We start from the raw sequence: 17274 nt of genomic DNA, 5'->3' as shown, positions 1-17274 counted from the left end.
GGTCTTATAAAAGGTTCATAAGACCGTTATTGCTATGGAGCAATGGTGAAAACGGTCTTATAAAAGGTTCATAAGACCGTTATTGCTATGGAGCAATGGTGAAAATGGTCTTATAAAAGGTTCATAAGACCGAAGTTGATATGTAGCATGATTGAAATGGTCTTATAAAAGGTTCATAAGACCGTTATTGCTATGGAGCAATGGTGAAAACGGTCTTATAAAAGGTTCATAAGACCGTAATTGGTGTGGAGAATGGTAAAAATGGAATTATAAAAGGTTTATAAGACCGAAAATGTCTTTTATCCGATGTATCAAAGACAAAATCGCCCTTGCGAAAAGTATAAGTCTTTTATCGACTTTCTCAAAGATAAATCTGCCTTAACAGAAGACAAAAATGTCTTTTATCTGTGTGTTTTTCAGCGGTCTAGAACCGTCCCCATGCCTCAAACTGAATGGATCCAATCGGCGATATCTTTGAAAACTTGGCTTTCTACTTTCTGGGCAACCTTGTACTCTTTTTGGACTTTTAGGATATTCCCATAGATGGCTGGCATAAATAGGTGATTTAGGTTTGGGTATAGTTTAAATGTTACATTCGGCTTTTGATCCAATTGCTTTTTGTAAGCTTCAAAATCATCTTCTACGGTTGATTGAACATCTTTTTCTCCTTGCATGATTAAAACCGGTTTATCTAAATCTTTAAGATAATGAATTGCTGGGTGTTCACCCATTTCTTTAAGATAGTAAGCTTTTACGTGTTTGCCTAAAACGGGGGTTGATTTTGCCTCCTCATCTGTTAGATTGTAAATATTATTTAACTTGGATGATAAGGCAGCTACCTGCTTCTTTGCAATGAATCTTATAACCCTGTTCAACGACTTTAATGCGAGGTCATTTTGCGTCATCATGATTTCCTCTAATTTTCGCGGTGAACCTGCCATAATAATAATTCCGGCAAAGTTTCCGCCTTCCGCGTCAATTCTTGGAGCTAACATCCCGCCCATACTATGTCCGATAATAAAAATTTTGTTTTGATCAATCCGTGGTTCGTTTCGTAACAAGTCAGCTGCAAGGATGGCATCTTCAATGGTTTCTTCTTTAACCGACATTCCAGTATCGTTTCTCATCTCTTTACCATATACGAAGGTCCTCTTGTCATAGCGAATGACCGCGATTCCTCTTTCCGACAAACCTTCAGCAAATTCTTTAAAAATAAAATTATTTCCTACTTTGCCGTCCATATTACTTGGACCGGAACCATGAACCAAGATCACCGCTGGAATGGTACCATTCCTCTCTTCAGGAATGCTCAACATCCCATTCAGCGGGTATTTTGTTCCTGCGCCAACCACAATCTTTTCTTCAACCATTTTATGTCCCTCCACTAATTATCTCAATATAATCACTTGGCATTTTTGTTTATAAGGTAGTTAGTTTGGCCTACTGTATGATACAGGATTATTTTACCATAAAATTAAGAATTTGTTAGATTGTTAGAAGAAATAAACAAGGACTTGTACGGCATGCGAGGTATTCGAACTTAAGTTGTAATTTGCTGCCAAATTCCTTTATATGTATTTTTTTTATATCCATTTCTCAAAGGTGTGCTTATATAAAAAATATATACAATATTTTCCTAATAATTTATAATTTTCCTAATAGATTTGGAATTTATTTTTTAAAACTAAAGGAGAATAAAAAACACATGTCTATTTCATTGAGACCAATAACTAACGAAAATTGGGAGGATTGCATTCAATTACGGGTTGCCCCTCACCAACAGTCCTTTATTGCTTCAAATTTATATTCACTGGCAGAGTCAAAATTTGAGCAATCCTTTGTACCGATGGGAATTTATTTAAATGATAGAATGATAGGATTTCTGATGTACGGAATGGATCCGGAGGATGGAACCTATTGGATTATCCGCTTTATGATTGATAAGGCCTTTCAAGGAATGGGCTATGGCCGAGCGGCTTTGTCACAAGCCATCACCTTTCTGGCAAAGCTCGATGACTGCAGCGACTCCATTGTCCTTGGAGTAAAAGAAGACAATACAGACGCTAATCGATTTTACCAAGCATTTGGGTTTCGTGACACTGGTCGTAGGGAACATGGGGAAATATTGTTAGAATATGTGAGGTGAGGCATGGGGACGGTTCTGCTTGCATATAAAAGCCAGGAGACCTGTCCCCTGGCTTATCCTTCATCCATATGCATTAAAGTCCTAATGCTGTCCAACCTCCGTCAGCTTTTAAGGTTTCACCTGTAATATAAGATGAAGCATCAGAGGCTAAGAAAATAGCCGAACCTATTAATTCATCAGGCATTCCTAATCGATTTAGTGGTGTTCTTGCCTCAATCCTTTGGGCAAACTCACTTCGTTGCTCCTTAATGGCCTTTACCAAAGGGGTTTCTATATATGCAGGTGCAATCCCATTTACCCTTATGCCATGAGGAGCCCACTCCACCGCCAATACTTTGGTCAGCATATTCACGCCACCCTTACTAGCACAATAAGCTATTGACCCAGTAAGCGCCGTTTCCCCTCCAATGGAGGAAACATTTATGATGGTTCCTTTCTTTTGCTTAATCATTTGACGGCCGACTGCCTGGGCGAATAGAAATACACCCGTTAAATTAACACCGATCACTTTATTCCAATCATTTAGGTCGTATTCCTCTGCCGGCCTCTTCACAGTTATTCCAGCATTGTTTATGAGAACGTCAATTTGATGGAATTTATTAACTGTCTCATCTACTACATTTTGAATGTCTTTAGGATTCGAAACATCACACGGAATAACTAAGGCTTCTACCCCTTTTTGTTCAATTTCTTTCGCAACTTCATCCAACTCAACTTTTGTGCGGCTGCAGAGAACAACATGGCTGCCAGCTTCAGCCAAACCAACAGCTATTGCTTTACCAATCCCTTTACTAGCTCCTGTAACAATACTTACTTTTCCAGTTAAATCAAATAACATGTAAATTTCCTACTTCCGATTTTTTATTAATCTAGTACAACCTGATTGGAAATTATGGTTCTATGAATCTGGTTCCCCTGCATAAAATTTTTAATGTTATTCTTTATTCGACTCATGTTATAGAAATCCTTTTACATTAGGCTATGTTAATATCCTTTTTTAATTTTTTTACTACTTTGAAAAAAATTAAAGATTCCACAGTTTCTAGAAGCCTCCAGAACCTTCCGCCTGACCTATCACGAAGCCATTAGAACTGCTCCCCTGGCTCTGCCACATCAAATCTAAGACCGATTCCTCCTTCACCATGCCCAACGCTTTTGCGGCGTCCAATCCAGAGGTAGGGCTCGCCGTTTATCCATCGGGCATATTGGTATGCCCTACTAACCTTGATTCCTTCTCGTGGAACCTCTTCCTCCTTGATAATCAGCGGATCGGCGGCAAGTATCTTACCGATTGGCTGGATTAGTTGGCCACTTTCGGGATGGAGGACTGTACCGCGCTTAAGGCCAATCGTTCTGGCTTCCTCGGTAGATCCTGGCGGTCGAACTGGAACGAATGGCACCCAATGATCTGGTACAACCGTACTTACCCGATACTCCAACGGACCGGAACGAGTTGCAGTCACACCAGAAGATTTGATCTCCTTTTGCATCTCCTTCCGGCGGAGCACGTCCTGGTAGTCCTCGTGTCGATTAAGCGGCAGACCTGCAGGACTTTCAACGACCATCTCGACTCCCCAAGCCATGTTAGCAGTCTCATCCCTTAACAGATGCACCTCTTCCAACGGGGAACCCTCAAGGCTTGGTCCAAGCACTGGAGGCAGGAAGAATAGATTAAGAGGATCATTAGGAACCGACAAATTGCTGCGAGTATCCTGTGAGAGCTGGAACATGCGCCAAGGCTTGCCAGCAGGTTCGGTTTTGCTGACCGGGTCAATCCGTACCTCTTCACCGAACGTATTCCAAACTCGAAGAGAGGAGATCTGACAGATGGAGCCAACGTCTAAATCCATTGGAATCAAGAAGAAATCGTTACTATAGACCAACATGAACTCCATCATGAGCATCCGCACGAGATCATCAGGAGGACTGTCAATCGCGCCGATATTAACATTGGCATTCTCGAATTCCCACCAACGGGAAGACGGCATCCCAGGGAAGCTTACCTGAGTAGGCAGAACCGACTTATTGATCGTTTTGACGGATGGTGACCATCCTGTGACGGACAAGTATGTTTGATGATCAACGGAGAATGAATACCAGTCAAGGTGCCCTCCCTGGTATTCCGGTGCTACAATAACAAGCTGGCCGTTCGGAACCCCTGGTGAAGCGGATACTGCCGCTGCAGTGGCAAAGTCGTATTCCATTCTCTCCTCTTTCCACGTATCAGCAGGCTGGGATGGATCTGGCCGGCTGACTAAAGATTCATACCAAGAAAGCCATTCCGTTGCCAGCTTTATCACCTGTGCCTGGTCTGCTGGATCGATAAGTGGCTGAGCAGGAAGCTTCTTCAGGATTCCCGTACTGGTATCCATCCCTTTTTTCATATCTGTGTATAACCTGCTGCCGTTGACCGTACGCCTTGCGAACACATCATGATAGCGGATGCTGTCCGCATCCATTCCCTGACGCTGTTCTGTGGTCAAGGGATCGATAGGATATGCATCGAGATACTTCGTTCGGTATTTCATACCCAGTGTAACGCCAAGCAAGCGTATAAAATGAAGGCCTGATTCAACCTGATTTCGGAAGTGATCAGTTGATGCGACAGAGCCCTTCTCTCGCTCCACCATTGTCTCTAGTGGCAGGAGCGTACTGTCGTAAGGACTCGCATCAGTTTTAATTGGAAGCCGCTGCGGTCTTCCTGGAGAAAACAGGCTTAACTGGCTTTGCTCGGCCTGCAACTGAACAGCCACCGGTGAGCCGTTATCCTCACCTTGAAATTCGCCAAACTGCCACTGGCGGGCCAGCATCCACAAGGGATCGTAAACCCTGGCCTGCAAACTTGCCTGTATAGCTTCACTACGGGACCGCGGTTCTAGACGGGTCCAAGTTGTAATTGAAGGCATCTTATTCTCCTCTCACTTCCTTTTTTTGGTAAATACTCAAGACTTTCCTTTTGCCAAATCATACAAATTCATGCCGATCGTCTCGTTCGCGGAGTTAAATGCAAAGTAAAGTGCCGGCAGATATTGTCCTAAATCACCCAAGGCAGCTGAATCCACAGCCCGCAGTTTGCTAAGCTCAAGTGTCTCTAGCAAAATGGCTTCGAGCGTATTTTCATCCCAAGGACGATTCACGTCCGGCGCCACTGCAAGCAGGATGGCCTGGGGTGCAACCGCACCTGGAGCATCATAATGGAAGGCGACCGCCGTTGTTTCCCTTTTATTAGGAAACACTTCAACTATCTCGTCAATCACCAAACCTGATACCCAATCGTTTCTGTTAAATCCACCTGGGCGATGAGCGACAAGGGACAATTGCCCACCACGTTTTTCGCCCTGGGCACTCTTTTCTCCGACCCATTTATCACCGGGCTGATAAGGCAACTGAGCGACATCGAAGGAGATTCCTTCCCTGCCGCCACTAGCAGCTTCCGCATAAAGCAGCAACATCTCCAGATTTCCAACTTCCTTGCGTACCTTGGCAATTCGTTGAAACCATGGGGTTACCTCTTGAATCCCCAATTTGTCATCGAATGATTTTTTGAGAAGGGCAGCGTTTTTTGGCTTTAATTTTGGAAGAACCCGAAAGTCTGCGCCATAAATGGCTTGCAGCCGCTTCCGGTCATGTTCTACTCTTTCGGCCCTCGAGGCCTTATCGCGGTCGAATTCAGCCTCTAGGTTTGTCAACTGATCGATCAGTTGGGACAGACCATTTACGAGCCATGTTGCTTGCTGTTGAAGCTGATTTATCTTTTCATCAACTGTTCCCCTTGCAGACATAGGAACCGCATCCCCTATGCAGTAGGAAAGCTGAATGAGCGCTTGATACAAATCCACAAATAGCGGATGACCCGTGGTCAAATCCCCTAACAGTTGCACGCGATTCTGCAATTCGGTTACAGCTTGGTCCGCTCTTTTCTTTAAATCGGCTAAATCCATTTCATTGGCCTGATCAACATCTGCACGAACCGCTTCAAGAGGTTCAAGCAAATCGCTATGTTCCAGTTCACGGGCCGAGGTAATAACAGCACGGGCTGAACGAACTATCTCGAAGAGCTCAGGGAAACTGAGCTTATCTGCTCCCCAACTGCCGTCACGGTCAAGTAGCAACGTCACAAGCATGCCTGGACGCATCTGTTCTGCTAATAACAGAGTCCGTTGTTCAATCTCCGATGCAGAGGCCCTGTAGTCTTGAGACCCGAAAACCGGTTCAGGCTTCTGAGGAGTAGCGGTATATAGAACATCCAGCGGCGACAAACGCAACTGCTTCAACGTAATGGTAGCTTCCTCAAATGTACCGGTTTTTGGATCCTCAAATAGTACCCTGCAAATCACCTGGGATGGGTCGCCAAATAATCTGGCCGCCCAGGCATTCAAAGCCGGCTCGGCTTTCGCGCGCATCTGTCTATCCTCATCAAAATCCCAACTTTGCAAATACTTATCGTCTGTATGAACGTCGCCCAACATCACCATTACCCGATGCGTAACACCAATCCCGCTGCGTGCACTTTGTACCACCTCCGGCTCAGGCGGCAGCAGCTCCCCTCTCGATATGCCCTCAAGACTGGCAGCTGCACGAGTAGGGTTTCCTTGAACAGTTTGGTAAACGCTCTCTGCTAAAGCTAGATCACTTAAAGCGTCTACTAAATCGGCGATTTTTTTAATCTCTTTCTCCAGCGCAGCATGATCGGAAGTTCCACGCGCAGGCAGCATTGTTCCTGGAACATCAAATGGCAGGGTGTCTATGTCCCAAATTCCGTTTTCCATTCCCTTTTGCCAACGCCGCAGCAGTGCAAGACCGTCCACAACACTAGTTGCAGCAGTAACCTCCACATCCCCGGTTTTGGGAATCAGTTTATTAGCTGTCAAAGGAGCAAGATTACGCAAGACCTTAATGTATTTATTCAACTGGCCTGGTGAACACTCCTCCAATCCTCGTTCAAAGCGGTAGCCAAGACTTGCTCCCATTGGCTGGCCTTGACGGATGCCATCAAGAAGCCATAGTGCTAGCCGTACGCGCTCGGACGAAAGATCTACTGCAAGCAGATCTCCATTTCCTGTGCCGGAGTGGGCAAGATAACCGCTGCGCAGGATGGCCGCTGTGACAGCATGTGCCGGCGATGGAGCATGAATAAAGCCATTGCTGGCCGAACCCTGCGATGGTTGCAAATTCTCAACCCAGCCGTAACCACCTGTATAGATGCCCTGAGGCTTTTTCCTGCGAAGCACGCTAAGACGTTCAGATGCACAAGCTGTTATCCAGGCATCCAACCTATGCGAACTGAGATCGAGACTTTCCTTCAAAAGCTCTTCCAACACGTCCACAGACTGCACGGCCAAATATTGAAGTTTCTTCCGCTGCTCGACAATGGCAGCAATATCCGGATGAGCAGGTTCGTTGTAGCTAAGCTTGTGCAAATAGTCCGCTATCTTTATGCGCGGTTCAGGCGGTGACGGTTTTTGAAGCCAGCGCAGCGGAGTCATCGTGGTCCGTTCAGGGATGTCGATCAACTCAGGTTCCTTCATCTGCTCCTTTTTGACGAAGCCCGCTCTTATTGCAGCGAACGCATACTCCCAAAGCATAGAATGCTTTAATAGTAGATATAACAAGGTACGATGAGGCTTAGAATTATTTAGTGTCAATGGATCGAGTTCGGCAATTTCGGCGATATAATTGGGATTAACTTGGCCTTCCCCCGATATTCCTTCTTGAACAAGGGCTGCTTGAAGCTGTGCGGCCTCGTTTTCTAACACCATTTCCACCAGCCTCGGCTTCCCTTCTAAGCCAACAAGCTTGAGCCCTGTCTCGGCCGCTGCCAGATGGTTCTTCCACCAGACATCGTCAAGAGGCCTCTGCATAAATTTCCACAGTTCATTTGTATAAAGTGGACCCATAACCGGACGGACTGTATAGCTCCCAGAAACTCCGTCCATACCGAGCATCTCTACCAGGTCCTTATTACCGCTTATGTTCCTGCCATAGTAAGGCACGTTCGTCAGCGATCGACGCCAGATGCTGCGCAAACCACTTAGCAGGTTTGCACGTCCGCTTGCCGTACCAAGGTGGACACGGCTGCTTCTGCCCACATCGGCAAGGGCTAAAGCCAAACTGCCCCCTTTTTGGTTGGCCGGCCCGTTAGCCAGAAGGCGAACGGCCCATTCATTAATGGCACCACTCTCCCGGTCAAAACCGCGTAATTGATGAAGATAAGAGACAGTGCTGGCATCGGATTCTGCCAAATAAACGACGTTCACTTCCGGTATGACTCCTGCTTGATTTACGTTGATGCTGAGTCCCTTTACTTGCCCGGTTGGCCAATCAGGGATAATCTGCTGGTTCGTCCACCGGGAAACCACTCCATTGTCCGTTAAATCCCAACCTATTTGGCATTGGGCTGGCCCGCTTCCATCGGCAGGAGCGGTCACGATGATCAGCTCCGGACGACCGTTTTGGTCGAGATCAGCAATAGCTGCAGCAATGTGAACACTATTGCTTGTGATTGGTATCTTGATTGACATCACGTTGCTCCAACTGGCCGGCTTGCCGCTTTGATCCAATTCCCAGCCAATACAGTAAGATGCATTCCTGATTCCTCTCGAAACTGTTACCCGCAAGATAAACAAATCAGGCTGGCCTGTTCCATTTAGATCGGCACATACTACAGCACTGGCAACCACGTCTCCTGCCGGACCGTTTGGTACCGTCAGAGCATTGCTCCAACTTTTTGCAATCCCCTGTTCATTGACCTGCCAGCCAATCTGATATGCTTCATTACGTCCTAGAATTGTTTGAACAGAAGCAAATAGAATAAGATCAGATAGACCGGTTCCCATCACATTGGCTGCCGTAAGTGCCAATACAGGCCTAACATTGCTGTTAAGGGTAGTTCGAGAAAAAATGGAAGACAGATTAACGGGAATTTTATACTGATCCGACCAGTGACTGGCGCCGCGGTCCAGCGTTACATTCCATCCGATGCGAGACAACAGCTGCAGTTGTCCCTCCGGAACGTGAACCATAAGGAGATCCGGCTCAAATAGTGGCCTGTACTTATCAAGCGAGGTGACAGGAAGCAGTCCATAAGGTTGATTCCCTACTCGGAGTGCTGGGAGCGGACCACGCGCCCTGACGTAATCAGCAAACCAGGAGCGCCACCGTTCAAGATCATTCTCCATTTCGATTCCATCCATCATCTGGAACAGAAAATAGCCCCAAGTAGCCGGCCAAAGCACATGATTGATGATTTTCGCGTCAATCTGATCCACTCCGTTTGCATATGGCACATGCTGAAATGTCGCATCCGGAATGCCAAAAGCGGAAGCCGCTAACGAACCATTTGCCTCCGGCACTAACGAGGTGTTGAATTCCACCGCAAAGCTATTCCAATGTCCGGTATCCTGCTCGCCATAACCAGACTGAACCTCTTCTGTATTATTCGATGGGGTGCCAGTCGGAATAAATCCCAAACCGTGGGTGTAATGATGGGCATCCATCAGAGCGGCCAAATCACTTGCAGATTCCTGTTCATTCAGCGAAACCTTTACGCCCAACACTACGAGCCGGTCAATTCCTGACAACAGCTCCGTTGTCAGGCGAATACGCAGCGCCATGCCGATTTTGACGGCTTGCTCAAAGTCTGCCATCCAAAAGATGCCTTCGTCCAGAAATAGTCCGCTATTTCCAAGCTGCATGTCAGATACCGGGGTTGGAGAAGTGGCAATGGTATCGATAATAGGATTGCTGTGTGCCACCATCGCTTTCTTTTCTCCCTTGTACAAAAATACAGTCCATCGGTCGGGCAATAAAGCAGCTTTGGCAGCACTTCCCCAGGCAGAGGATGCCGGTTCACCGGGACCGTTTCCGTCTGGTCTGGTTTTCTCTTTAATCCAAGACGCCCGCTCAACCCCAAATCGTTGAGCAAGTTCAGCCCATGCCTGCTTTGTATCTTCCTCTCTCTCGGCTTCGTCTGCCTTTTGCCAAAACGCTTGACCCCAGTTTATTTCAATTTGTGTCAATTCGCGGCGAAGGCTGTCCTGACCGATATCATCCGGGTAAATACGGACGAGTAAATCTGTGCCGTCTACGGTGGTGACAAATCGTGTCTCAATCCGTACGGGAAACAACGCGATTGGCAAATCTGTTTTTAATTGCCGCAGCAATTGTTCCAACTTGTCATGATAGCGCTGGATGACAGCCCTCTCAGCTTCAATGCTTCCCTCTGCATCAGCAAGCTGGAGCTGCAGTTGTTTCAGCTTTTGTGCAGTTGAAGCTTCTACCAATCGGGCTGCCTTAACCTCTGCTTCTGAAACAGGGATCTGCCCCAAAAGTAGCGAGAGCGCGTCTATTTGCCTCTTGGTATTCGCCGCTTTCTGGGCTGCCGCAGTAGCCTGTGCCTCCAGTTCCTTCAGTTTTTTTTCCAGTTCCATAAGCTGCAGTAGCATTTGCTGCCGAAAAATGGGGGGCAATCTGTTGACCGCTGCCCTTCTATTGGCCAGCTCAGCGGTTGCAGCTTTAACGGCTGCAGCCAACCGATCTGCCTCCGCCTGCTCTGCTTGAAAGCGGGTTTGTAAGGAAGGCAGCAAACTTGTTTGTTTTTTCAAATCATCAAGACGCTGCTGCTTATCCTCAGCCGCCTTTTTTGCCGCATCAGCTTCCTTTTCCGCAAGCTTGACTTGCTCCTTAAGCTTTGATGCTACTTCAGCCGCGGCACCCGCGGATTTTCGCGCGAGAAGCAATTCTTCTCGTAAGACTTGTAATTCACTATTCGGCATAAAGTCCTCCTGTGATACACCATTGGAATGGGTTGATTTTACAGCGTCCGCAGTAATGTCTCAAAGGGAATTAATCAAGGATTAAATCCATCTACCTGGTTGCATTCTATACCTCTACAACGGAAGTAAGTCACTTGCATGTACCGCAATTCGAAAAGGACGCTGCAAGGTAATATAGGCCAGAGCTGCAGAGTTTGAAGCTGTGTTCCAGTCAATGTTTGCAGGCGTTCCTGGCTTTTGAAAACTATTCTTCAAACCGCCTGAAAGCTGGACATAACGCCCTTCTGATAGATGGACGTCATTCCAAGATAAATCCCGCCATGTCAACGGCATTCCGGTTGATGACTGAGACACATCCAAACCGAACCGAGGCTCGGTAGGCTGCTGCTGCAGGATAAAGAACCAGCCGGGGTCGGTTGTGTCATTTCCTCGGGCTGTGCTCGAAGACAAATCAAACCCCAGGAAAGTAATATCTGGTTCCAATTTCCCGGAGAATTGGGGAAACTTTTGTTCATCCGTCGACGGGGAAGACTTCGGCTGGCGTACCTTTTTTCCGTTAACTGTCATCCACTCCCCTTTGATTGCATAAATAGTGGCGTTCGGATAGCGGCGGAGTAGATCTCCCCGTATCAGTAGCACCATTTGTTCTTGGGCTGCCGTACTTGACATATGGTCACCGAGTGCTTTGCCCCACTCGTGAATTGGCGGAATATCCTTCGTCGATGCTTGCCTCGGGATGCGCCCTCTTGCATCCCAAAACTGACGGAAGTAGGTGCCTCGCTGATCGGTTGGATATCTCCGCCAAAGCAATTCACGGCTCATCTCATGGTTAAGTCCAACCATAAAAGCTTCGATAAACCGGGGATTGGTTTCCAATAGCGTAAGGGTATTAGGCGGCACATGCTCAAGCCCTGGTAAAAGCCAGTCCTGTGAGTGATCTGCTAACGCCCGATACATCGGAGTAGGAAATTCGGGCGCTGCCATGATCGGCTCGAGGGGATCCGCGGGCCGCCACATTGGGTCCGGAATGACGATACGCGCCTGCATGCGATTCGTGACCGTCTTCTCTGGGTCAAGCCTATCCAATAAAATTTTCTTTCCTTCTTCAATCGGCAATCTTGGCGGATCCTTCGGGTCCCGCAGGAGCGGGTCCACTGTACGGAGGATGGCTTCCTGAATGATAATAGCAGCATCCTTAAACCCTTCTAATGTTTTTTTTGCATCCAATTTACTCAGTGCCTCTTTATTGGCCTGTTCTAATCTTCTCCTAACCCCGCTACTGTCGGTAATACCCTCTAGCACGGCAGCGCCGCGAAGGCTCTTGAGCGGCTGCTTCAGCCTATATTTAAGCGAGTTTATTCCCTTGATCAGATCTAGCTTCTGACTACTCCCGCCACCATTGACCCGTCGGGCTACAGGCCCGTTCGGACGGGTAATCCTGCGGAATGCGGCGGAAGCAGGGACCTCAGTAATTGTAGTCCCCCTTTCTTTGGACACGATCGTCTGCTCCTCCCAAAGAAGGCGCGAATGAGCAGCTCCGGTTAACTGGAGCAGCGATTCTGCGGGCAGATTGCTCATGTGGCTTTTATGAATTGCTGTGCCGACCGCACGGCCAAGCTGCGCCTGGCGGAGGGCTTGGTTGGCTCGGTCTATCTCGCCTATCTGTTCCCAGGCTGAAGCCATTAGCTGATCCTGCTTTTCCTGAACAATCTTGGTACCTACACCTGCGGCAACACGAAGTCTCGGATCCAGATTCAGCTGTTCCAGCCATGGCCTAGAGGTTGAATCGATAGATTTCTTTGCTGCATGCCACCTGCCGTAAATCGGCGGAACGATTACGGAATCGCTCAAGTCTGATATGGTCGTCAATGTTTGTGGCTTGTTCAGCAAATCTTTTAGGGCTTCCCTAAAATTCTCAGGTACACCATTCAAGCCAGGGGAGGTTCCTTCAGAAACACAGAGCGCCCCCTCCAGACCAGGAACTTTACAGGAAGGAAGATTGTAACCAGGAAAGGTGACATTTAGCGGTCTTACCCCGACCAAATCCGGGTCCATCCGACGTGGCTCAAGTGCCCATACAAGGGACTCAAAATCACCGGCTTCTCCAGTCGCAAACTCCCAATGATAGTAGACAGGAAGCCTTAGGTCAGTTGTATCTGAAGCGTTTTTTACATCCCAGGCCGGCAGAAGGCTGCCGTTTTCATCTATCTGCTCGCCTAGTCCTGCTTTCACGCCAATGTCAAAAGCAGGAACAACGCACGCGATATAGGACGTACTCGGAAGCAGATACCGCGGGCAGATGAGTCGTGAAAGGTTCAGCTTCGGATCTCCTTTCAACATGCCCTTCAGCCCTTGATCGCCTGCCGCCTCACCATTCACCTGGGTATGCGCACAGGCCCAGGATTCGCCCAAATCAGGCAGCTTTTCCTGATACGGAGACTTTATAGTAAGAATGGGAAGTGTTTGTGATTTAGGTATTTCCAGCTTCGCTTCTTGTTTGCTTAGAACAAGCAGGATAATCCACGGCCGCAGGCGATTGCCTTTGGCGGCAGCCGGTGTAAACATCCAGGGAAAATCAGGACGGTCAAACTCGATCGACGCAAAATAATTCGCCTCAAAACCTGTCGCGAGATGAGGAGGGTCTGTCCGCAGTACCTGGCGCTGGTCGAATCCGGTGACATCACCAGGCCCGTAAAGTCGGACTTGAACTCCCGCCGTCACTGTATTGTTTACTTGTAGGCTGACCGGCACTTGCACGCGGCTATCCATCGCACCGATCAACGAATCTTCTTTGGGGATAGAACTTGCCAAGCCTTCCCTCATCCATGGCAAAAAGGTATATCCTGTCATGATTTCACCACCTCATGGCTTCCGACCACCTGAACTCGCCTGCTCTTGCTGGAGTTGGTCGTATTGTATTTAACCCGTGCAGCCTCTGCCTCGGTATATGTGATTTTGCTCGTTGTTCCAAATAATGAACCATTTGGGGCTTTCATATCATCGGCGCTCACTACGCTGTACCCCTGCTCTTTCATCATAATTTTTCGAGCAGGTCCGGCAAACCGTCCCTCACCAGTATGGTTCAATGGCGAGTTCGCGGCAGAGCCAAGCTCAGTGAGAATCGTGAAGGTACCTGCATCCATTGTGTGGTACCCCAAACTTCGGGCTACCTTTTCCGTTTTATCGATGACAGCTGTTTCATATTCAAAATCGGCGGTCATTGCCGTACCGTACGAGAGATCCTGAAGTGGAGCCCGAATGCCGGAATGAAGCTGCTCGAATGCGGGCCTTGAGAGCTTCTCAGTGTCGCTCATTTCAAAAAACATGGCCGGTGCAAATGCATCCTTGACAGCGGTGAACTGGTTAACTTCGGAATCTCCAAAAGACATCGAGGTTATTGAAAAGGTTTGTCTGCCTCCTGCAGGTTTGGAATTGCCAAATTTCGTAATCTCTAGTCCAAGCGGAACCACCTTCTGGCTTACTGACAATTCGCCAAGCGGGTGCACCAGCACTTCCGGTCCTGGCAGAAGCTCCCTCAACGTCACGAGCATTCGGCCATCTTCTTGAAGCCCGGCGCTCCAATTGCGCTGGTCAGCCAAGGCCGTTTGCAAAGCGGCAAGCGCATCAACCGGAGGCAGTGCGGGAGCGTGCTGTGGATCCCCGATTTTTACCTCGAAAGCAATCTCCCGCTTCCCCAGAAAATCGAACAAGGCCTTTCCATGAGCATGAATAGGCTTTGGCCCTGAAAGCGTCATTTCCAGCTGGACCGCGAATAGGCTGTCACCGTTTCGCTTCAGGGCAGCTGCCCCTCCGATATCGACGATGAAGCCAAATGGATCAAATTGAATCAGGGCATCAAAGCCAAGATACGCCTGGACACTGAACCTTCCGGCGAACGTGTCTTCTTCAGCATACAAATCCAGTCGAGCACCGACTTGATAAGTGTTGGAGGTGACGGCCATGTAAGCTTCAAGCCGGAGTCGCGGATTGTCAGAATCGGCTAGCGAGATTGTCATTCTGTTCAGCTTAGGGAAACCTGGAGGCGGCTGGAAACGAGGATTAAATCCTCCTGCCGCGAGCGCAAACGACGGACTGGCGCCAAAGTTCAAGCGCATCGCCATGTCACCGGTAATCACAAAGGCAGCAATGCGGGAATCAAACAGCGTGGCATCTAGAGAGACGTCACCTTTATCGAAATCAATGGCGCCCATGACATCCATCTGAAGCTTGGCAACGGCCACTTCCTCCTGAGGCAGCACGAGCTTCATCCGCCCAAGCAGCACCAGCCTTACCGGGTTGGGAAGCTCGAGAAGAATACCCAATTCGGCTGTTAGAACAGGCGGTGTTCCCCAGGAAAGCTTCGCCATCGGGCCAAACACGAACCTGCCTTGCGCAGGTGGAAAACTTGATTTCAGATCATTGATAATCTTTGGGGCGTTTTCCACCGGATTACGCGGAAACATGATGGAATCAAGCGCTCGGTTCTTGATTCCTGCCCTTAAGACATCGAGTGACATCGTGCGGTTCGCCCCGAAAAGCCCGCCGAGCCCGTTCAGGGTGAACCCGAATCCAAGCTGGATAGGCGGGAATTCCGCGGCGAGAATGACAAGTAGTGAGAAACCTTTGGAACCATCCGGCAAACGAGTCGTCAGGAGGCCAATCGCCTTGATGGAGATGCCACCCTTGATTTCCAGCTGCAGGATGCCAGCGTACTGCTCAGTTGAATGGTCAAAATATAGATAACCGCCCCCTGCTACTACGCTTGCATCAATTTTCAAGCCAATCCCGGCTGGAGGTTTAAAATCAAACCGCAAATCGAGGTTGCCGAAAGTGCCCGGCGGCTCATCATCATGAAGAGCGACCATGGACAACTTGGCTCCGACCTCGGCAATACTCGCCGCAAACGGACCTAGCGTGAACTTTCCACTGACAGCCAGGATCAAATCAATGCTATTTTCAGAAGCGTCGATTCCATAAAGCAAGTCCTGGATTTCTACCAATCCGATCGTCTGATTTACCGGAAGGGTTCGGATCAGACCGGCACGCCCGCCAAAAGTAAGACCTGATTTTGAAGACCATGTCAAGGAACCTCCAAACTTGAATCTTTGCGGATCATTGCCCAAAATTTTGGATAGAAAGCCATCGGCATTAGAAAGATCAATAATTAGTTCAACGTTATTGACGTCAATTTCAAAGGCAAAATCGGCATCCGCAGCTGAGCCTTTTGCCAGAAGGCGGAGTGTATAGTCAGAGAGCTCAACGCGGTGGGACTGTTCCGTACCGAGCAAGACAATCGGGTTTTCCGGATTGACCTTCAGGGCAGCTTCCGCATCTCCTAGCGTGCTGGCAGCTGAAAGCCGTGCCTTTACCTTACCAGGGCGTACCTCGAGGCGGATCCCCTGGTCTGAACTGAATCCCCCGATAAGGATAAGACTAAGTTCACCGAAATCAAAGGTGGGAAGAGTGCCGCTGATAGCAGGCCCCACAGACAAACCTACAGGCGCAGCTCCCCGGTTGCCCTCCTGCGTGATCGGGAGAAAAGAAAACCCAAATCCAAACAGTTGCTTGGAAAAATCGGCGCCGCCAAGTACGTGCAGGCGAAGTTCCTTCACGGCAGAACGGTAGGGATTGGAAGCATCATAATACTCATCAAGTAAGGCTTGATTGGGGACATAAAGGTCCGCGGGGTAACCCAAAACCTCCAAGAATCTTTTGAGGCCCAGCAATAAGCGTTCCGCGTCAAACACCGGCGTCCCCCAACCATAAACTGCCTCGATTAACTCTGCGGGGCGAGTAACAGCCAGCTGAAGCCGATCCCAGAGGATGACTGACTTTGTATAGTTGATGCGACCAGGGGTAATGCCTACATCAATGATTTGCGATTCAATGATACCCAGTAAGGAGAGTGGTGCGTACAAAGTGGGTCGGTAGTCATGCAGGTAACTGACAAACAAATCTTCGATGAGTTCCCCGGGAAACTCTTCCCAAAATTTAGATTGATTGAAAGGAAAAGCTAGATCCTGCATATTCAGATCAGTGAGGGCACGCACCTTTGACACGATTCCAGGAAGAAGATGAAAAAGCCCCTCAGCCATATCCACAAGAGAGTTTGCATCCCCTGTCAGCACCTGATCCATTAACAATTGGACATCTTCAAAATCCTGTGTCACGGCAAAAAGGTCACGTACATCCTCGATTAGGTACGCACCAGGGGCGGATTGCCAGCCGTGCTTCTCTAGAAGAAGTGTGAAGCTCTCTGCACTTTCCAGACTTTGTCGTAGCGGATCCAATACAAAATTAAGCTCTTCCATCATTGAGAGCAAAAATGAAGGGTTGGTCATGTTTAACCTCCCT

At 48.4% G+C, this 17274-nt stretch carries 7 protein-coding genes; 1 reads left to right on the top strand and 6 read right to left on the bottom strand.

What is annotated here, in order from left to right:
* Window positions 1-443: 443 nt before the first annotated feature.
* Window positions 444-1370: an alpha/beta hydrolase family protein gene (locus tag KHB02_RS03375; protein WP_213145981.1), complete on the bottom strand. Its 927-nt coding sequence runs from the start codon at window positions 1368-1370 to the stop codon at window positions 444-446.
* Window positions 1371-1705: 335 nt separating this feature from the next.
* On the opposite strand from KHB02_RS03375, the gene KHB02_RS03370 reads away from it, so the two are divergent.
* A complete protein-coding gene (locus KHB02_RS03370; protein ID WP_213145980.1) occupies window positions 1706-2146 on the top strand; it encodes a GNAT family N-acetyltransferase in 441 nt (146 codons plus the stop codon).
* Window positions 2147-2219: 73 nt separating this feature from the next.
* Here KHB02_RS03370 and KHB02_RS03365 read toward each other — a convergent pair whose 3' ends face one another.
* From KHB02_RS03365 to KHB02_RS03345, 5 genes are all read right to left on the bottom strand, one after another.
* On the bottom strand, window positions 2220-2984 hold the full coding sequence (locus tag KHB02_RS03365; RefSeq protein ID WP_213145979.1) for an SDR family NAD(P)-dependent oxidoreductase: 765 nt from the start codon (window positions 2982-2984) through the stop codon (window positions 2220-2222).
* A gap of 247 nt (window positions 2985-3231) precedes the next feature.
* Entirely contained in the window at window positions 3232-4962 is a 1731-nt protein-coding gene (locus KHB02_RS03360) for a hypothetical protein (RefSeq protein WP_241113692.1), read from the bottom strand.
* A gap of 126 nt (window positions 4963-5088) precedes the next feature.
* Window positions 5089-10920, bottom strand: coding sequence for an FG-GAP repeat domain-containing protein (locus tag KHB02_RS03355; protein WP_213145977.1), 5832 nt, complete (start codon window positions 10918-10920; stop codon window positions 5089-5091).
* A 114-nt stretch (window positions 10921-11034) separates the two neighbouring features.
* Complete coding sequence (locus KHB02_RS03350; protein WP_213145976.1) at window positions 11035-13770, bottom strand: hypothetical protein; 2736 nt, start codon at window positions 13768-13770, stop codon at window positions 11035-11037.
* The gene (locus tag KHB02_RS03345; protein WP_213145975.1) at window positions 13767-17261 is read right to left on the bottom strand and encodes a DUF6603 domain-containing protein; all 3495 of its coding nucleotides are present in this window, start codon (window positions 17259-17261) and stop codon (window positions 13767-13769) included. Before KHB02_RS03345 ends, KHB02_RS03350 begins: the two co-directional genes overlap by 4 nt.
* Window positions 17262-17274 lie beyond the last annotated feature (13 nt).

Origin of the sequence: Neobacillus citreus (genome assembly GCF_018343545.2) — a bacterium.
Taxonomy (GTDB): domain Bacteria; phylum Bacillota; class Bacilli; order Bacillales; family Cytobacillaceae; genus Neobacillus; species Neobacillus citreus.
Note: the sequence above shows the minus strand (reverse complement) of the source record. Positions and strands in the feature narration are given on the sequence as shown.

What these genes read in the sequence shown, in the direction of transcription:
- KHB02_RS03375 (WP_213145981.1), bottom strand. Translation starts at nt 1,370, where the DNA reads ATGGTTGAAGAAAAGATTGTGGTTGGCGCAGGAACAAAATACCCGCTG.
- KHB02_RS03370 (WP_213145980.1), top strand. Translation starts at nt 1,706, where the DNA reads ATGTCTATTTCATTGAGACCAATAACTAACGAAAATTGGGAGGATTGC.
- KHB02_RS03365 (WP_213145979.1), bottom strand. Translation starts at nt 2,984, where the DNA reads ATGTTATTTGATTTAACTGGAAAAGTAAGTATTGTTACAGGAGCTAGT.
- KHB02_RS03355 (WP_213145977.1), bottom strand. Translation starts at nt 10,920, where the DNA reads ATGCCGAATAGTGAATTACAAGTCTTACGAGAAGAATTGCTTCTCGCG.
- KHB02_RS03350 (WP_213145976.1), bottom strand. Translation starts at nt 13,770, where the DNA reads ATGACAGGATATACCTTTTTGCCATGGATGAGGGAAGGCTTGGCAAGT.
- KHB02_RS03345 (WP_213145975.1), bottom strand. Translation starts at nt 17,261, where the DNA reads ATGACCAACCCTTCATTTTTGCTCTCAATGATGGAAGAGCTTAATTTT.